The following is a 14,900-nucleotide window of genomic DNA, read 5'->3' on the forward strand; positions in this document are numbered from 1 at the left end:
CTCGTACGGCGCCGAGCGGGAGCGTCGGGGCGACCCGCCACTCCCTCCCGGCGCCGAGGCGCGTCAGGGTTTGCGACCCACTCCGACGTAGCCGATCGCGGTGCTCCGAGCATTGAACAGGGGCTCGTCGACCGGGCGCCATTCCCTGGGGAACACCAGGCCGGGTTCGAGCAGCTCGTAACCGTCGAAGAAGCGGGAGATCTCCGCGTGCGTGCGCAGGCTCAGCGCCGCGGTGGCCCGGTTGTAGACCTCCAGGGCCTCCGGCGTGGTGTCGGGCTTGGCGTCGGTGCCGTGACTGACGACGAGATGGCTGCCCGGCGCGCTCACCTCGTGCAACCGCTCGACGATCTGGTAGGCCCCCGCGCCGTCGGGGCTCTCGTCCGGGATGAAGTGCAGGATGGCGAGCAGCAGGAACGCCACGGGCTGGTCGAAGTCGACGTGCTCGCGCAACTCGGCCAGCAGCGTCTTCGGGTCACGAACGTCGGCTTCCACGACGGTGACGTTGTCGCCGTTGCCCAGGATCGCCCGGCTGTGCGCGCACACGACGCTGTCGTAGTCCACGTAGACCACGCGGGTGTCGGGTGCGATCTCGTGCGCGATCTCGTGCGTGTTGCCCCGGGTGGGAAGCCCGGAGCCCAGGTCCACGATCTGCCGGACGCCCGCCTCGACCAGGAGACGTACGGCACGGGCGAGGAACGCCCGGTTCTCCTTCGCGGAGTCGCGTGTCTCGGGGAAGATCTTCAGAATCTGCTCGGCCGCGGCCCGATCGGAGGCGAAGTTGTCCTTGCCGTCCAGGTAGTAATCGTACATCCGGGCGACATTGGGCACGTTCGGGTCAATCCCGGCCGGCCCAGCCTGATCATCCACGGTTTCTCCAGACTCTTCCGCCTTTGTCTGGCTTTGATCTTAGAGAGGCTTTCACGTTTTGGCAGCGAGATCAGGTCATCGCTGTGGGTCTTTGGCGGCGGACGCGAACTCGGAAGTCAACGGATGACGCTGATCACCATGAGGCGCGATGCCCCCGACCGGGGCACCGCGCATGGTGATGAGGTCACCTGCAAGGAAGGTCGGCGTCGTCAGAGTGGGAATTGAACGCCGGTCGGTGTTCTCACAGGCCCGGGGGAGTCGATCAGGGACTGGGCGTCGAGGGGGAGGTGGCGGCCGCCCAGTCGCCGAGCCGACTGCCCGTAGGGGGTGCCAGTGTGGCACTGTTTGATCCATCAGGGCTCATGGTGATCAAGCGGTTGCCTTGACAAAGGATTTGGGTGCCGTCCGGGGACCATACCGCCCTAAGTGTTCCGGCGGAGATCCAAGTCTTGTTGCTGCCGTCGGCGGCGTTCATGACGTAGATGAGCGGCGGAGGACCTGGCTGGGAATGCATGTAGACGATCTTCGTGCCATCTGGGGACCACTCCGGATGGCTGGAGGTGTCGCTCCAGGTAGGTGGGTTCACGGTGAGCTTGTTCTGTCCGGTGCCGTCCGTGTTAATGGTGTAAATGTCTTTGGTAAGCCCGTAGGCGATCTTGGTGCCGTCGGGGGAGTAGTCCGGGGAGTAGGCGTTGCCCGTGATCAGCGTCACAGGGTTGGTGCCGTCGGCGTTGATCACCTTGATCCCGCCGTTGAAGGTGTACGCGATCTTGGTGCCGTCAGGGGAGATGTCGAGCCCCATGCAGGTGGCACTGGAGCCGGTGGTGAGCTGGGTGACGCCGGTGCCGTCGGCGTTCATCGAGTACACGTCAGCCGAAGTGCTCGAGCAGCGTAAGAAGACTATCTTGAGGCCGTCGGCGGACACGCTCAGTTCGCGCTCGGCCGCGGGGGTGTTGGTGAGCTGGACGGGGTTGGTGCCGTCGGCGTCGACACCGTAGATGTCCTCGTTGTACAGAAAGTAGATCTTGCCGTTGGCGCCTGGATAGGCGGCGTGGGCGGGAGAGGCGGTCAGGAGCCCTGTCACGCAGGAGGCCAGGACCAGCGTCACGGTGGTCACCGCGGAGGCTAATCGGGTGAAAGGCCGTCGGTCGGCGGTGAAGGCTCGGTCGGACAAGGTGGATCTCCTTTCGACGATCCGCCGTCACGACGGGTTCGGGACCGCTCGGTGACGGCGGGCGGGTGGACAAGGCGCGATCGCTCCGTGGCATTACTGGCGAACATCGATGGACCATGCCGAGAGCGGGAACGCGACGTTTTCTCGGAGTGGTCCTTTTGATTCCGTCATCGCCGTCCTGCGCCCGAGGTTTCAAAAAGGATGGTCCCTCGCCGGCCGGCCGAAGTCCAGAGCGAAAATAAATTCCCGAATATCCGGTCCGGGCCAAAAGTCCACGCCGGCGATCCCATCGATTTATGGGTGGGAGAGAATATCATTATTTGTGCCGGTTGATCGTCTGCCGGAGGCGACACGGCAGATTCGCCCGATGCGGCGGTCGTCAACTCGTTGAGCTTTTTTCGTACGCCTGGCAGAGCAGGAGATGAAGCCTTGACATAACGGCTCACCTCGGTTCTCATGAACTCGTTGTCGCTCGCCGGTGGAAGTCCGGTCCGGGCAGCGGTGGGAGGCTCGGCGCCAAGCCGGAGTTGAATGGGCAGGGTCGCCCGCTGTCGATATCCGTCGCTCGTGATCGGATCACGCAGGTGGCCGTCAGGCCGCCGGATAGGTTGGCGGCCTCGACGCGGTCATCGGTGTTGGCCCAACTGAAAATGCTCCTATGCCAGGGGAGATTCCGAGTTCTCCGGCCCCGGGTTTTCCTTGTCCCTTGTTTTGATCCACGGGTATTTCCGGATGACGAACTGGCTCTGCTGCTTGTCCGGGTCAGTCGAACTGGCCGTTTTTGACGTTGTTGATGAATGCTCGCCATTCGGTGTACGTGAAGTTGAGCATGGGGCCTTTGGGGTCCTTGCTGTCTCGTACGGCTCGGTTGCCGCCGGGGAGGTTGGCTACTTCGACGCAGTTGTCGTTGTTGGTTCCGCTGAGGGTGCTCTTGCGCCAGGTGAGATTCGGACGGGTCTGGTCCACTGTTTCGCCTATCCCTTGTGATGCTTCATGGGATTAGCCGCCTGTTGAGTCGGCTGGTTTGGCTAGTCGAACTTGTTGTTTTTGATGTTGTTGGTGAATGACTGCCACTCTGCGGGAGTGAAGTTCAGTATCGGCCCGTTGGGGTCCTTGCTGTCTCGTACTGCCCGGTTGCCGCCGGGGAGGTTGGCTACTTCGACGCAGTTGTCGTTGTTGGCCCCGCTGAGGGTGCTCTTGCGCCAGGTGAGATCTTGAGTGTTTCGGTCCACCGGATTTCGCCTATCTCTCGATGTCCTAAACAAGTGTCGCCATGTGTCGAACTGATTCCTCTGGCGATAGAGCCAATGTCATCACATGACTGAAAATAAGGCTATATCTCTGGTAGTCCTCCTGCTGCTCAAGCCAGAGGCTTTCCGTCGTGGTCACTGTGTAGATGAGGCTCGGGTCGTCAAGGAAGTCCAGGATGACGAACGCCCCTTCCAGGGCGTGGTGAGCGCCAGCAGAGTCGGGAACTATCTGGATGGTGATGTTTGGTTTGGTAGCCATGTCGATGAGATGGCGAATCTGCTCACGCATCACCTCTGCCCCACCAATGGACTTTCGCAACGCGGCTTCGTCGATCAGCGCCAACAGGGTCGGTGGATTCTCTCTGGTGAGAATTTCCTGACGCGCAAGCCTCGCCTGCACATGGCGCTCTATGAGACCCTCGTTCAGAACTCGACCGGCTTGCCACACTGCCTTGGCGTATCCCTCTGTCTGAAGCAGGCCTGGGACAAGAATGACTTCCCAGGTACGGATGGCACTGGCGCCTGCTTCGAAGTCGGGCAAGCTGCCACGGAAGACGTCCTGGTACTTCTCCCACCAGCCGCGCTGACGTGACTCCCTGGCGAGAGTGATCATCGCCTCGCGCTGGTCTTTGTCGGTGACCCCATAGAAGTCGAGCATCAGGCGTATGTCATGGACGCTGGGAAGCTTCCACTCGTTGCGCTCCATCCTCGATATCTTCGACGGCTCCCACTCCAGCCTCCTGGCGGCCTCGGTCACCGAGAGGCCGGCTTCCTGGCGGAGTTGGCGGAATGCCTGAGAAAGCCTCCGTCGCTTGACCGTAGGGCTGTTCGCCATGCTGAGACCTCCCTGGGAATTGTCCGCTATGACCTCCGGTCAAAGTGGACAATTTACCGCACAATCACTTGTGCGTTGCGATTTATACTTTGCTCTGCCAGCATGCTAGTGGGCTTGAGGCGGGAAAGTGGTCGCATTGCGACAGTGGTAGTTGCTTGCCCTGGAGCCTGTGGAAACGTGTCCGAATTAGTGTTATATCGGCGATTAGCATATTTAATGCTACTTGCGGATCGCTAGTTCGGGCACGGATTGCATGTCAGATCTGGATCGACAGAAGGAATGTCTGATGTGATCGATGTGGAATGAGAAGGGCGGTGACATCGGTGATCCTGGTCTATCTATCCGGCCCAAGCGGTTGCGATGGTCGCATCCCGTCTCGTCTCCACTGAACCGATGCCAATAGGCGAGGCCGCCACGGTGAGGCAACACCGTGACGGCCTCTTGAACCGGACGTAGGAGGTCCGATCCCATGGTCGACTTTACAAGAGCGATCAAGGTCATCCGGATGCGTTTCAGTGGTGACCGGCCGCCCGCGCCGCTGGGGTGTCGGTGGTGCGGGCACTCGCCGTACGCGCACGACGACCGATGCCTGCCGCACCGGCAGGCGCACGCCTACGAGCGGCCGACTCCCGCGCAGTTCCGGGCGCGGCTGGCGGAGTGGTGGCGGCTGGGGTTCGCGGAGCGCCTGTCCGCCTCGGCGGAGGTACGCCCGGCGAGGGAGACGCGGCCGTTTCCCGGTCACGGACGTCACGCCCGGCCCGTGGAGCCGGTGGGCGCGGGGTCGTTCGCGCCGTACGGGCGAGGACGACCACCGGACGAGGTCACCGGGAGCGGGCGGAGGCCGTACCCGGGCATGCTGCGGCAGGGAAAAGCGGCGTGAGCGGGCGGCATCGGCGGGGCGAGCCCGTCGACCAGCGCGGTCCACGGCGGTGGGACCGCGAGCAGCGGGAGGTCGCGGACCGGCTTGATCGGGCCGAGACGGGCTGGCTGGTCATGTACGGGGTGGGCGGGCGCCGGTTCTACGCGATCGCGGTGGGAGGCGAGCCGCTGGTCGTGCAGGCGGGCACGGCCGAGGAGTTGTGCGCGCTGATGCGCGAGGCGGAAGAGACCGAAGCGGAAGTTCACGAGCAGGCGGAAACCTACCGGCACGGGCAAGGAGATCTGATGGTCGCAGGCACCCCCGACGGACTCCGGACCGTCTGCTGGGACATCCCCCGTGACCCGGCGACCGTCGCCGAGGCCCGCCGGATGACGCGTGACGTCTTCACCCGTTGGGACCTGCCGCCGGAGTTCGTCGACGACGCGGTCCTGGTGGTCGGCGAGCTGGTGGCGAACGCCACGGTGTACGGAGAGGAGCCGATCCGGCTGTCGCTGTGGAGCACGGCCCAGGGAGTCTGCGTACGGGTCACCGATCACGGCTCCGAGCGGCCCCGCAAGCTCAGCCTGGGCGAGGATGCCTCGCACGGCCGAGGGCTCGCGATCGTGGAGGTGCTGGCCGACCGGTGGGGTGTGATCCCGGTAAGGGGCGGAATCGGCAAGACGGTCTGGGCCGCCTGGGGAATCTCCTACGTGGAGTCCGACCCGTCCCACGCCGTCGACTGCGCGGGCTCGACGCCTGCCGGGGTACGCGCGGTGGTGTCCCACAGGAGTGACCGGCTCCTTTGATGGTGGCGGAATCGGCTGCCCTCTGCGTACTTCGGCTTGCAGATCTGGGAGATGGCACTGCCCGGCCTTGCCGCCAGGTCGGCTTGCGCTTGAAACACCACTCAATCAGCCATCGACCATACTGCCGAACGAGGATTCCACCGCCCCACGGACGTGCCGGCAAGTATGGGAGTGATGAACCTGTCTGCGGCTACCTGAGCATCAACCAAGGAAAGGCACCCCCTGAGTCCAACGACCTCGGCCGCGGCGGTGGGATAGCCCTTGATCCAGGAGGAATCGGGTACGGTAAATCGATCCGGCAACGTCAAATCCATTCCCATCCCGGTGCGGCGATGGACTTCGCTCTTCAGTGCGATTTGTACGGCGGCTCCGTGCAGACCTTCCCGTTGGCTGATCAACAGCAGGTCCGCGAGGTCGCGGAAACGACTGGACGCGACGCCCTGGTGACGCTCGTACATGGCGCAGATTTTATCCGCAACGTGATCGGCGAGCGGATACAACTGCACGAGCGGCCAATCGTCCGGCCATGGCATGAGAGCGCTTGATGCGAGGCTTACGGTCTCGGGGGTGTCGGTAGGATATCGGCCGACAACAAGATCAACCTTGATCGTGTCCAGCGTGCGCGTTCCCAAGGTAACGGTGAAGGTTTGTTTTGCTCCACCTGTTTCATCGGAATGTTCAATCGTGCTGGTGGGGCTGAAAACGAAAAAGTCCCCCAGGTCGAGTGCGGCGGCATCGAGTAATGCCCTGAGCGCTTCTTGTGCGCTCGAAGCTGTGAGGCGTTGCAGATCGATGTCCCGACTCAGTCGGGCCTGGATCGGATAACGCAGCAGGAGGGATTGGCCTCCTTTGAGCAGCCATCCGTCGGGGTCGTGACGAAATACTCGTGCAGCCAAGCGACTGAAGTAGAAGCTACGGAAGACCAGGGAGGGGTTGAGTCCATGCTGCTTAGCAAGAGCTCCTAGGCGTTTTTTCATAGCCATCTCAACGGCTCGGGGGGTGGTGTAGAGATCACTCACCGGGCATCTCCGGAAGGTGAGTCGTCGCTGCTGCCCGTAGTCGATCTTTGTTTAAAACGGTTAGAACTGCCTGCCTTCGTTTTTGTGGCGGGAGAGCGGCAAGCGGCGGTTCGGGAAGTTTTGGAAATCTGATGATTGTCTATTTTTGGTGATCCGGCATCGCGCGCTATTCGTTCGGTCAGTGATGAGATCAGTTGAGCTTGCAGGCCGGAGAACAGGGTGTTGTGGATGTCGGTGGAGATCTGTTTTAGCGATTCTCGGGATGCTGATCTGATCGAATCAAGAGCGCCACTCTTGGCTATTTGTTCGGCCAGTGATGAGATCGCTTGAGCCTGTATTTTGGAGAGTTGGAGGTTGGGGCGTTCAGTGGAGATCCGGTCCGCTCGCTCGTTTTCATTTTCAGAAAGCAGTGCGAGTGCGGAGATGAAACCTTGAGCGACACCCTCTTGCCTAAGTCGCGCGGCTTCCTCGATGGGCATCTCCGTACCGGACTGTTCCACCAGGTATTCCAGCAGTTGCCGTCCCGAGGCGGAGCGAGGTAGCCCATAGGAGGCCGTGAACCGGTCAACCCGTCGAGCGAGAGAGTCACGGTTTGTCAGGCCGCGCCGATCGGCGTCGGCGATCACTCCGCCGATATGCGCGCCATCCACATGTGCGGTCAGTAGGTCGACCACGGTTCGCTCGGCCGTGGTGACCGGCAGTCCGTCGACCAGTACGACATCGGCCGGTTCGAAATCGGCGCGATGTATGCGTACTCCCTGTTCGCGGGTGGTGCGGCGGCGAGGTGCCGAGATCTCCACCATCGACGTCGGGAGATCCCCGAGCTGATGGAGCTCGCAGGCCGAGCCGTGGGAGATCACTCCCCCGTACGTCTCAATGCTGTGGCGTCGCCATGCCGGCTGCCTGGGCTCAAGTCGCAGCCAGGCGACCTTGATGTCCAGATGTTCAGGCTGCACCGCACTCGTGATGAGGTAGACGCCGTGGCCGACGCTTTCCAGGAAACCGGCGTCAACCAGTCGCAGTAGATCCACAGCGCTGAGACCTGCGGTTTTGGCCTGGGCCGCTGTCACCAGACCCCACTGATCAGCAGTCAGCTCACCCACCGTCCTGAGCGCCCGATCTCGTCTCATGCAGCAAAGATTACACTCATCATGCAGCGATGGTTGCAAATAGATGTAACCATCGCTGCATCATGGGGTAAAAATGCGGAGGCGGGGCGGCCCTCCCGATGCCCGGAGCCGCGGGATCACAGTGAGAGGTCAGCCCGTGACCAGCTTGCCGAGTTCGGGGAGTACCGCGTCGGTGACGGTGATCCTCTTCTCGATCAGCCCGTTGGCGTGGAAGAGGTCGGCCACGTGCTGCTGCTCGGCGACGAACTCCTCACTGATCGGGTGCAGGCCCCACGGGCGGGTGCGCAGTGCGTGCTCCCAGGCGTCCAGGTCGCCGCCGTCGTCCTTGGCGAACAGCTCCGCCGCCGCGCGGGGGTTTCGCCGGGTCCACTCGTCGGACTCCTGGAGCGCGGAGACGATCCTGGCCAGTTCCTCGGGCTGTTCGAGGGCGAAGTCGCGGCGGGTGAACCACAGGGAGCGGTGGCTGAACAGGCCGTCGGTGGCGACCAGTTCCCGGACGGCCGCCCGCTGCTCGACCCCGGTGAGGTAGGGGTAGGAGCCGACCCACGCGTCGACCTCGCCGGACAGGAACAGCTCGGCGGCGTTGCCATAGGCGTCGACCGGGACGATGTCACTCCAGCCGAGGCCGACCCGCTCCAGAGCGAGCAGCAGCAGCGTGGTCTGCCACGAGCCGTGCCCGAGGGCGACGCGCTTGCCCTTCAGGTCTTCCAGGTTCCGGATCGGCGAGTCGTCGAGGACGACCAGGCGGCCGTTCTCGATCCGGGGTTCGGAGATCGCGACGTAGACGACGTCGTGCCCCTTGGCCTGGGCGGTCACCGGGGGCGTGGCGCCGGTGCCGATGAAGTCGTAGCCGCCGTCGAACAGATGGTCGCTGTGCACCGACGGCAGCGCCCTGGTGGGGTCGACCCGCTCGCCGGTCGGCAGGGAGCGCAGGTTCACCCACTCCACGTCGGGGAGTCCCCGGTGACGTAGCACCCAGAGCGAGTTGTTCTGGGGGAAATATCCGACTCGGGTGGTCATCAGGACCGTCCTTTCAACAGGGGGAGTACGTGTGTGCCCACCCGGTGTGCCTCTTCCAGGTGCGGGACTCCGGCGAGGATGAGGGCGTCCACGCCGAGCCCGATCAGTTCGTCGAGCCGTTCGGCGACCTGGTGGTAGTCGCCGACCAGGCCGAAGGCGGGGCCGTCGCGCAACTCGCCGAACCCGCCCCAGACGCCTGGCGAGACCTCCAGGTCACGGAGGTCCTCACCGGCCGAGGTGAGGAAGGACCGGCTGCGCCGCACGCCGACCGAGTCGCCGGAGCAGGCCTCCCCGCCGGAGTCGCGGGGCACCCTGGCTGCCCAGCCACGGCGGAGCTCGTCCCACGCCTCCTCCTCGGTCTCGCGGGCGAGCACGTCCACCCGGACCGCGAACTTCGGCGGGGTGTCGCTGTGCGCACGGACCAGGTCGAACTTCTCCGCCAGCGCGGGGTACGGCTCCAGCCAGGACAGGTAGTAGTCGGCGTGCCGCCCGGCGGCGGCGATCGCGGCGGGGGAGGAGCCGGAGAAGAAGATCTCCGGGAACGGCTGCCCGGCCAGTTCCTCGGGCAGGCCCGCGTTCTCCACCCGGTAGAAGCGGCCGTGGTGGGTGTGGGAGCCGTGCCACACGCCCTTGAGCACGTCGAGGAACTCCGAGGTGCGCGCGTAGCGGTCGTCGTGGTCGATCCGGTCGCCCCACCAGAGCTGTGCGGGTCCACCGCCGCCGGAGATGACGTTGTAGACCACCCGCCCGCCGGTGGCCCGCTGCAGAGTGGCGGTCATCCGGGCCGCCTGCACCGGATGCAGGAATCCCGGCTGGAAGGCGATCATGAACCGGTAGGAGCGGGTCTCCCTGGCAAGGGTGGCCGCCGCGGCCCACGGGTCGTCGGTGTGCGGGAAGGACGGCAACAGTCCGCCGACGAAGCCGGAGTCCTCGGCCGCCCTGACCACCTCGGCCATGTAGTCGGCATGACTGTAGCCGTCGGGGGCACCGTCCCTGAATCCCGGCGCGAGGGCGCCCGGCAGGTCGGCGAAGCCGCCGCGGCTGCCGCCCCTGCGGCGCAGCGAGGGCTGGTCGCCCTCCATGTGGATGCGCCAGTAGATGTCAACCGACACGGGTGTTCTCCTTCAGCAGCGGAAGCAGGTGCTCGCCCAGCCGGTAGGTCTCCTCAGGCTGCCGTCCGGCCTCAAGGAAGAACTCCGAGACGCCCCGGTCGGCGTACTCCCCGATCGCGGCGGCGACGGTGGCGTAGCCGCCGGTCAGCCCGGTGAAGCCGGTACGGCGAGCGGCGGCCAGCGCCTCGTCGTCGTCCTCGCGGGCCAGCACCGGCAGCCGCAGGCCGTACGCCACGCCGGGCAGCCGCGCGGTCAGCGCCTCCAGATCGTCCTGGGGTGAGAAGACGTGTACGTCGGCGTGGCGGGCGGAGAGGTCAAGCGCCTCCTGCGAGGTGCCGCCGAGATAGACGGTGGGGAAGGCCCGCCCGGAGAGCGGGGGCGCGAAGCCGCCCCCGGCCACCTGATAGAAGCGGCCCCGGTACTCGAAGTCTCCCCGATAGACGCCTTTGGCGACGGTGAGGAACTCCTCGGCCCGCGCGTACCGGTCGGCTCCGGTGAGAAAGTCCCCCTGGGCCCTGGCCACCGCGGGATCGAGGGCCGCCGCGAGCCACCAGCCGAGCCGGTCGGCGGAGAAGCGCCGCAGCGAGGCCGAGAGCTTGGCCAGGTAGACCGGGGTGGCGATCCCCGGGTGGAACTCCGCGATCACCCGCAGGTGGCGTGAGTCGCGCAGCACCCCGGCGGCCAGTACCAGCGACTCCCGCCCCTCGGGATCGAAGGGCACCAGCGCGCCGGAGAATCCCGCCAGCTCGGCGGCCCTACCCGCCGGTCCCGCCGGATCCGAGCGGGCGGGCCGTACGTCGGTGATGAAGCCGGGCAGCACGGTACGGGCGGCGCCCCGGGTGGGCAGCGTGACGTTGAACCTGGCCATCACGCCACCGTGCCGAGCGGAACGTCGTGCGGCTGTGACACCGTGTCCGAGGAGACGTCGTGTGCCCATGCCATTGTGCCGGGGCGTCGTGCCGCGCGGGAATGCTCTCGGGGGCCGGCCGGAATCGGTGGGACAGCCATGTCAGATCTTTCCTAGAGGTTCGGTGGAGATGGGAAAGGGCCGCGCTGGGAGGGTGAACTCCTGCCTGGTCTCCTTCAGGAAGCCGGACAGGCCGGTCAGCACGGGCTCGTTCGCAACGATCCGGCTCAGCGCGGTCGCCTCCGTGCTCACCGTGCCACCCTCACGGGCCCGGGTTCCTTGGCGGAGACCCCGAGGTCGGCGAGCAGGCGGCGGCGGAGCGCCACGAAGTCGCCGTCCGCCCGGTCGCGGGGGCGGTCCAGTTCGACGGTCAGGTCGGTGACGAACGCGCCTTCGCGGAGCACGGCGATCCGGTCGGCGAGCAGGATGGCCTCCTCGACGTCGTGGGTGACCAGGACCACGGCGGGGCGATGCCTGGCGCACAGTTCGGCGATCAGGTCCTGCATGTGCAGCCTGGTCAGCGCGTCGAGCGCGGCGAACGGCTCGTCGAGCAGCAGCAGTTCGGGCTCGCGGACCAGGGCACGGGCCAGCGCGACCCGCTGCGCCTCACCGCCGGACAGCGTCGCGGGCCAGGCGTCGGCGTGGCTGCTCAGGCCCACCTCGGCGAGCGCCTCCAGGCCCTTGGCGCGGGCGCCGCGGCCCTGCCCGAGGATTACGTTCGCCAGCGCGCGCTTGGAGGGGATGAGCCGAGGCTCCTGGAAGACGACGGTCCGCACCGGCGGGACCAGTACGCTCCCGCTCGTGGCGGCGTCCAGTCCGGCGAGGATCCGCAGCAGCGTCGTCTTGCCGGTACCGCTGGCACCGAGCAGCGCGAGGAACTCACCGCGCCGCACCCGCAGGTCGATCCCGTCCAGCACGGCGCGGTCGCCGAAGACCTTGCGCAGGCCCGTGGTCTGTACGGCCAGGCTCATCGGGCCGCCACCGCCTTCCGCCACGGCATGGTGAATCGCTCGGCCAGTCGGAGGACGACGTCGGCGGTCAGTCCGATCAGCGCGTAGAGGATGACGCACAGGGCGAGGATGTCGGTGCGCAGGTAGTCGGTGGCCCTGGCCATCAGGTATCCCAGACCGGCAGTGACGTTGATCTCCTCGGCGGCGATCAGCGCGATCACGCTGAGCGTGGTCGACAGCCGTAGTCCGGCGAAGATCGAGGGCAGCGCGCCCGGCAGTACCACCTCCCTGACGAGAGCGAGGCGGCCGAGCCCGAACGAGCGGGCGGCCTCCACCACCTTGCGGTCGACGTTGCGCACCCCGCTGGAGACGTTGATGTACATCGGGAAGGTGCAGGCCACACTGATCAGCAGGATCTTGGAGGTCTCCTCGATCCCGAACCAGACCATGAACAGCGAGGTCAGTGCCAGGAACGGGATGGCACGCAGCGCCTGCATGGAGGAGTCGAGAAGCTCCTCGCCGAGCCTGCTCAGCCCGGACAGCACCCCGATGACCAGTCCGGCGGAGGCGCCGAGCAGCAGGCCGAGACCCGCGCGGGTGAGCGAGACGCCCAGCGCCTCCTGCATCTGCCCGTCGGCCCACAGCTCACCGAAGGTGCCGACCACCTCCTGCGGACCGGCCAGCACGTCAGGGGTGATCATCCCCGACGCGGTTCCCGCGTACCAAAGTCCGACGAGCAGGACCGGGCCGAGGGCGCGCAGGGTCAGGCTCGCCGCCGGATGGCGGCGGGCGTTCCTGGGCGGATCCGGCGGGACGAGCCCCGCCGTCTCCCGCCCGACGGACGTGGCCGATGTCGTCATGAGGCCGCGTCCGGCAGCGCGGTGATGTCGACGACGTACTGGGAGACGTCCAGCGGCGCGGTGAGGACCTTCTGGTCGAAGAAGAACTTGGCGACCTCCTGGTACTTGGCGATCTCGGCGGCGGTTACCGGCTGGGCGGGCTTGCCCTGCTTCTGGATCTGGACCACCAGGTCCTTCTGGACACCGGCCACGGCCTGCGGTCCGGTGGAGGTGAAGACGTTGAGGTAGGCAGCCGGGTCGGCGTTCTCCTTGACGGTGCCCTCCTCGATGAACGCGTACAGCGCCTTCAGTACCTCGGGGTGCTCGTCGATCAGGGTGTTGGAGGCGGCGTAGATGACGTAGTTGTCCGACCCGATCTCCTCCCCGTCGGCCAGGATGCGGGCGTCCAGGCTGGTCACGGCCGGGACGAGGAAGGTGGAGAAGGTCGACCAGGCGTCCACCTTGCCGGAGCCGAAGACCGGTGCCGTCTGCGGAGGGGCCAGGTAGACCCGCTTGACCTTCTCGACCGGCACGTTGAACGTCTGCAGTGCCTTGAGGAGCAGGTATTCGCTGGTGCCGCCGTGGCCGACCGCCACGCTGTGCCCGGCGAGGTCGGCCACGGACTTGATCGGGGAGTCCTTCTTGACCACGATCCCCTCGCCCGCGAGGTCCGGCGGGACGGTGGCGAAGATCTTGAAGCTGGGCTTGACGGCCAGCGCCGTGACACCCGCGGTGATCGAGCCGACGGCGATGTCGAGCGACCCGGCGTTGATGGCCTGCGCCGCCGGAGCGAAGACGGAGAAGTCGCCGGCCCACTGGACCTTCGCGTTCGCCTTGGCCAGGGCGGCGTCGAGGCTTCCGTCCTTCTTCGCGACCGCCAGGAAGCCGCTGTTGCCCGGATCGGAGATCCGCACCACCACCGGCTCGGCCTTGGCGTCCGGCGCGGCGGCCGAGGTGTCCGCCGAGGGAGTGGAGCCGCACGCGACCAGCAGGGCGAGGGGCAGTACGGCGGCCAGGGGGAGTCTACGCATGGGATTCTCCGTGGGTTCGGGCATTGGCGAGGGGGGTGTGGTCGGCCCAGGAGGCGACGTCCACCGCCGACTCCAGGAAGCCGTGGCCGCGCAGGAACCGCTCCTGCTCGGCGAGCAACTCCAGGCGTTCCGCGGACAGGTCGAGGTGCAGGGAGGCTCCCGAGTGGTAGGCGCCGGCCACTCCCGCCGAGCCCGCGCCGGTCTCGGCGCCCAGGATCCTGGCGACGTCGGCCGGGTGGTCCGCCGCCCAGTCGGCCGCCCGCAGCAGCACCGCGAGGAACCGGGTGACCAGGTCGGGGCGCTCGTCGAGTAGCCGCTGGTGGACGGTGATGGGGCGCGGCGTCCCGTTGTTGATCCGTGCTCGCCGGTCGGGAACGGCGTCGAGGTCGACCGCCACCTCGGCGCTGTGGCGCAGGGCCGCCTCGACGGCGAGCGCGCCCTTGACATAGACCGCGTCGACCTCGCCGCGGGCCAGGGCCGCCAGTTCGGCCTCCCACTGCCCGTGACCCGGGGTGGCCTCGACGTCCACCAGGTCCGCGTCGCCCAGGCCGAGTCCGGCAAGGGAGAGCGCACCCCGGAAACCCTGCAGCGCCATGGCCCGCCAGAAGTCGATGGCGAGGTGGTGCCGGGGGACGGCCAGACGTAGCCCCTTGAGCTGCTCCGGGCTCTCCAGGCCACTGCCGTCACGGGCCAGGATGACCTGGCGCTCCTCGATCCAGGTCAGGCCGACGAGCCGGGTGGCCTCGCCGCGTGAGCGGGCCCAGAGCGCGGGGACGTTCCCGCCCTCGCGGAACAGGCCGGTCAGCTCGTGGGTGAAGTGGTGGTCGGCGGAGACGTCGGCTTCGGCGTCCTGCAGGGACCGGACGCCGATCCCGTCGGGTGCGAACTCCTCGGTGAGCCAGCCCCGGTCGGCGGCGACACCGGTCGCGGTGGGCACCGGACACCGGGTGAACCAGATCGTGTCTGGCACGGCTGTGGTCATGCGAAAGAGTTTGCTAGTAAATTGGTAGGAAATGCAAAGTATGTCCCGCGATACGGGAAACCTTGACCCCATCAACCGCTTCTACCTGCTCATATCCCTCCCTACCTGAGAGAAGGAGA

The 14,900-nt window shown here is 66.3% G+C and carries 17 protein-coding genes; 2 read left to right on the forward strand and 15 right to left on the reverse strand.

Features of this window, described 5'->3' with window-relative positions:
- Positions 1–63: 63 nt before the first annotated feature.
- The 5 genes from ACFY3V_RS24845 to ACFY3V_RS24865 all read right to left on the reverse strand — a co-directional run bounded on the left by ACFY3V_RS24845 (position 64) and on the right by ACFY3V_RS24865 (position 4,126).
- The gene (locus ACFY3V_RS24845) at positions 64–867 is read right to left on the reverse strand and encodes an SAM-dependent methyltransferase (protein ID WP_362899122.1); all 804 of its coding nucleotides are present in this window, start codon (positions 865–867) and stop codon (positions 64–66) included.
- 262 nt (positions 868–1,129) lie between these two features.
- Complete coding sequence (locus ACFY3V_RS24850) at positions 1,130–2,041, reverse strand: TolB family protein (RefSeq protein ID WP_389776586.1); 912 nt, start codon at positions 2,039–2,041, stop codon at positions 1,130–1,132.
- Between the two features lie 762 nt (positions 2,042–2,803).
- Entirely contained in the window at positions 2,804–3,007 is a 204-nt protein-coding gene (locus tag ACFY3V_RS24855; protein WP_389776589.1) for a DUF397 domain-containing protein, read from the reverse strand.
- Positions 3,008–3,069: 62 nt separating this feature from the next.
- Positions 3,070–3,273: a DUF397 domain-containing protein gene (locus ACFY3V_RS24860; protein WP_389776592.1), complete on the reverse strand. Its 204-nt coding sequence runs from the start codon at positions 3,271–3,273 to the stop codon at positions 3,070–3,072.
- A 25-nt stretch (positions 3,274–3,298) separates the two neighbouring features.
- On the reverse strand, positions 3,299–4,126 hold the full coding sequence (locus tag ACFY3V_RS24865) for a helix-turn-helix domain-containing protein (RefSeq protein WP_389776594.1): 828 nt from the start codon (positions 4,124–4,126) through the stop codon (positions 3,299–3,301).
- 469 nt (positions 4,127–4,595) lie between these two features.
- Here ACFY3V_RS24865 and ACFY3V_RS24870 point away from each other — a divergent pair, with 469 nt between their 5' ends.
- Both ACFY3V_RS24870 and ACFY3V_RS24875 read left to right on the forward strand, forming a co-directional pair.
- Positions 4,596–5,006 (forward strand): hypothetical protein, encoded by a 411-nt coding sequence (locus ACFY3V_RS24870; protein WP_389776597.1) that lies wholly within the window; start codon positions 4,596–4,598, stop codon positions 5,004–5,006.
- A complete protein-coding gene (locus tag ACFY3V_RS24875; protein WP_389776600.1) occupies positions 5,003–5,791 on the forward strand; it encodes an ATP-binding protein in 789 nt (262 codons plus the stop codon). Before ACFY3V_RS24870 ends, ACFY3V_RS24875 begins: the two co-directional genes overlap by 4 nt.
- A gap of 101 nt (positions 5,792–5,892) precedes the next feature.
- On the opposite strand, the gene ACFY3V_RS24880 is transcribed toward ACFY3V_RS24875, so the two are convergent.
- The 10 genes from ACFY3V_RS24880 to ACFY3V_RS24925 all read right to left on the reverse strand — a co-directional run bounded on the left by ACFY3V_RS24880 (position 5,893) and on the right by ACFY3V_RS24925 (position 14,781).
- On the reverse strand, positions 5,893–6,810 hold the full coding sequence (locus tag ACFY3V_RS24880; RefSeq protein WP_389776603.1) for a nucleotidyl transferase AbiEii/AbiGii toxin family protein: 918 nt from the start codon (positions 6,808–6,810) through the stop codon (positions 5,893–5,895).
- Positions 6,807–7,940 carry a type IV toxin-antitoxin system AbiEi family antitoxin domain-containing protein gene (locus ACFY3V_RS24885; RefSeq protein ID WP_389776606.1) on the reverse strand — a complete coding sequence of 378 codons (1,134 nt, stop codon included), beginning with the start codon at positions 7,938–7,940 and terminating at the stop codon, positions 6,807–6,809. Before ACFY3V_RS24885 ends, ACFY3V_RS24880 begins: the two co-directional genes overlap by 4 nt.
- Positions 7,941–8,069: 129 nt before the next feature.
- Positions 8,070–8,960, reverse strand: a complete 891-nt coding sequence (locus ACFY3V_RS24890; RefSeq protein WP_389776609.1) for an ABC transporter substrate-binding protein — start codon at positions 8,958–8,960, stop codon at positions 8,070–8,072.
- The gene (locus ACFY3V_RS24895) at positions 8,960–10,072 is read right to left on the reverse strand and encodes an LLM class flavin-dependent oxidoreductase (RefSeq protein ID WP_389776612.1); all 1,113 of its coding nucleotides are present in this window, start codon (positions 10,070–10,072) and stop codon (positions 8,960–8,962) included. The genes ACFY3V_RS24890 and ACFY3V_RS24895 overlap by 1 nt, the downstream gene beginning before the upstream one ends.
- Complete coding sequence (locus ACFY3V_RS24900) at positions 10,062–10,940, reverse strand: LLM class flavin-dependent oxidoreductase (protein WP_362899145.1); 879 nt, start codon at positions 10,938–10,940, stop codon at positions 10,062–10,064. The genes ACFY3V_RS24895 and ACFY3V_RS24900 overlap by 11 nt, the downstream gene beginning before the upstream one ends.
- 141 nt (positions 10,941–11,081) lie before the next feature.
- Entirely contained in the window at positions 11,082–11,231 is a 150-nt protein-coding gene (locus ACFY3V_RS24905; RefSeq protein ID WP_362899147.1) for a hypothetical protein, read from the reverse strand.
- Entirely contained in the window at positions 11,228–11,950 is a 723-nt protein-coding gene (locus ACFY3V_RS24910; protein WP_389776616.1) for an ABC transporter ATP-binding protein, read from the reverse strand. Before ACFY3V_RS24910 ends, ACFY3V_RS24905 begins: the two co-directional genes overlap by 4 nt.
- Positions 11,947–12,789: an ABC transporter permease gene (locus ACFY3V_RS24915; protein WP_362899151.1), complete on the reverse strand. Its 843-nt coding sequence runs from the start codon at positions 12,787–12,789 to the stop codon at positions 11,947–11,949. The genes ACFY3V_RS24910 and ACFY3V_RS24915 overlap by 4 nt, the downstream gene beginning before the upstream one ends.
- Positions 12,786–13,799: an ABC transporter substrate-binding protein gene (locus tag ACFY3V_RS24920; protein WP_389776620.1), complete on the reverse strand. Its 1,014-nt coding sequence runs from the start codon at positions 13,797–13,799 to the stop codon at positions 12,786–12,788. Before ACFY3V_RS24920 ends, ACFY3V_RS24915 begins: the two co-directional genes overlap by 4 nt.
- On the reverse strand, positions 13,792–14,781 hold the full coding sequence (locus ACFY3V_RS24925; protein WP_389776625.1) for an ABC transporter substrate-binding protein: 990 nt from the start codon (positions 14,779–14,781) through the stop codon (positions 13,792–13,794). Before ACFY3V_RS24925 ends, ACFY3V_RS24920 begins: the two co-directional genes overlap by 8 nt.
- Positions 14,782–14,900: the final 119 nt, after the last annotated feature.

Source organism: Streptosporangium sp. NPDC000095 (genome assembly GCF_042899335.1).
In the GTDB taxonomy this organism is placed as follows: Bacteria; Actinomycetota; Actinomycetes; order Streptosporangiales; family Streptosporangiaceae; genus Streptosporangium.

Excerpts from the sequence above, each read along its gene's own strand:
- ACFY3V_RS24865 (WP_389776594.1), bottom strand. The coding sequence starts at position 4,126 with ATGGCGAACAGCCCTACGGTCAAGCGACGGAGGCTTTCTCAGGCATTC.
- ACFY3V_RS24870 (WP_389776597.1), top strand. The coding sequence starts at position 4,596 with ATGGTCGACTTTACAAGAGCGATCAAGGTCATCCGGATGCGTTTCAGT.
- ACFY3V_RS24885 (WP_389776606.1), bottom strand. The coding sequence starts at position 7,940 with ATGAGACGAGATCGGGCGCTCAGGACGGTGGGTGAGCTGACTGCTGAT.
- ACFY3V_RS24890 (WP_389776609.1), bottom strand. The coding sequence starts at position 8,960 with ATGACCACCCGAGTCGGATATTTCCCCCAGAACAACTCGCTCTGGGTG.
- ACFY3V_RS24900 (WP_362899145.1), bottom strand. The coding sequence starts at position 10,940 with ATGGCCAGGTTCAACGTCACGCTGCCCACCCGGGGCGCCGCCCGTACC.
- ACFY3V_RS24910 (WP_389776616.1), bottom strand. The coding sequence starts at position 11,950 with ATGAGCCTGGCCGTACAGACCACGGGCCTGCGCAAGGTCTTCGGCGAC.
- ACFY3V_RS24915 (WP_362899151.1), bottom strand. The coding sequence starts at position 12,789 with ATGACGACATCGGCCACGTCCGTCGGGCGGGAGACGGCGGGGCTCGTC.
- ACFY3V_RS24920 (WP_389776620.1), bottom strand. The coding sequence starts at position 13,799 with ATGCGTAGACTCCCCCTGGCCGCCGTACTGCCCCTCGCCCTGCTGGTC.
- ACFY3V_RS24925 (WP_389776625.1), bottom strand. The coding sequence starts at position 14,781 with ATGACCACAGCCGTGCCAGACACGATCTGGTTCACCCGGTGTCCGGTG.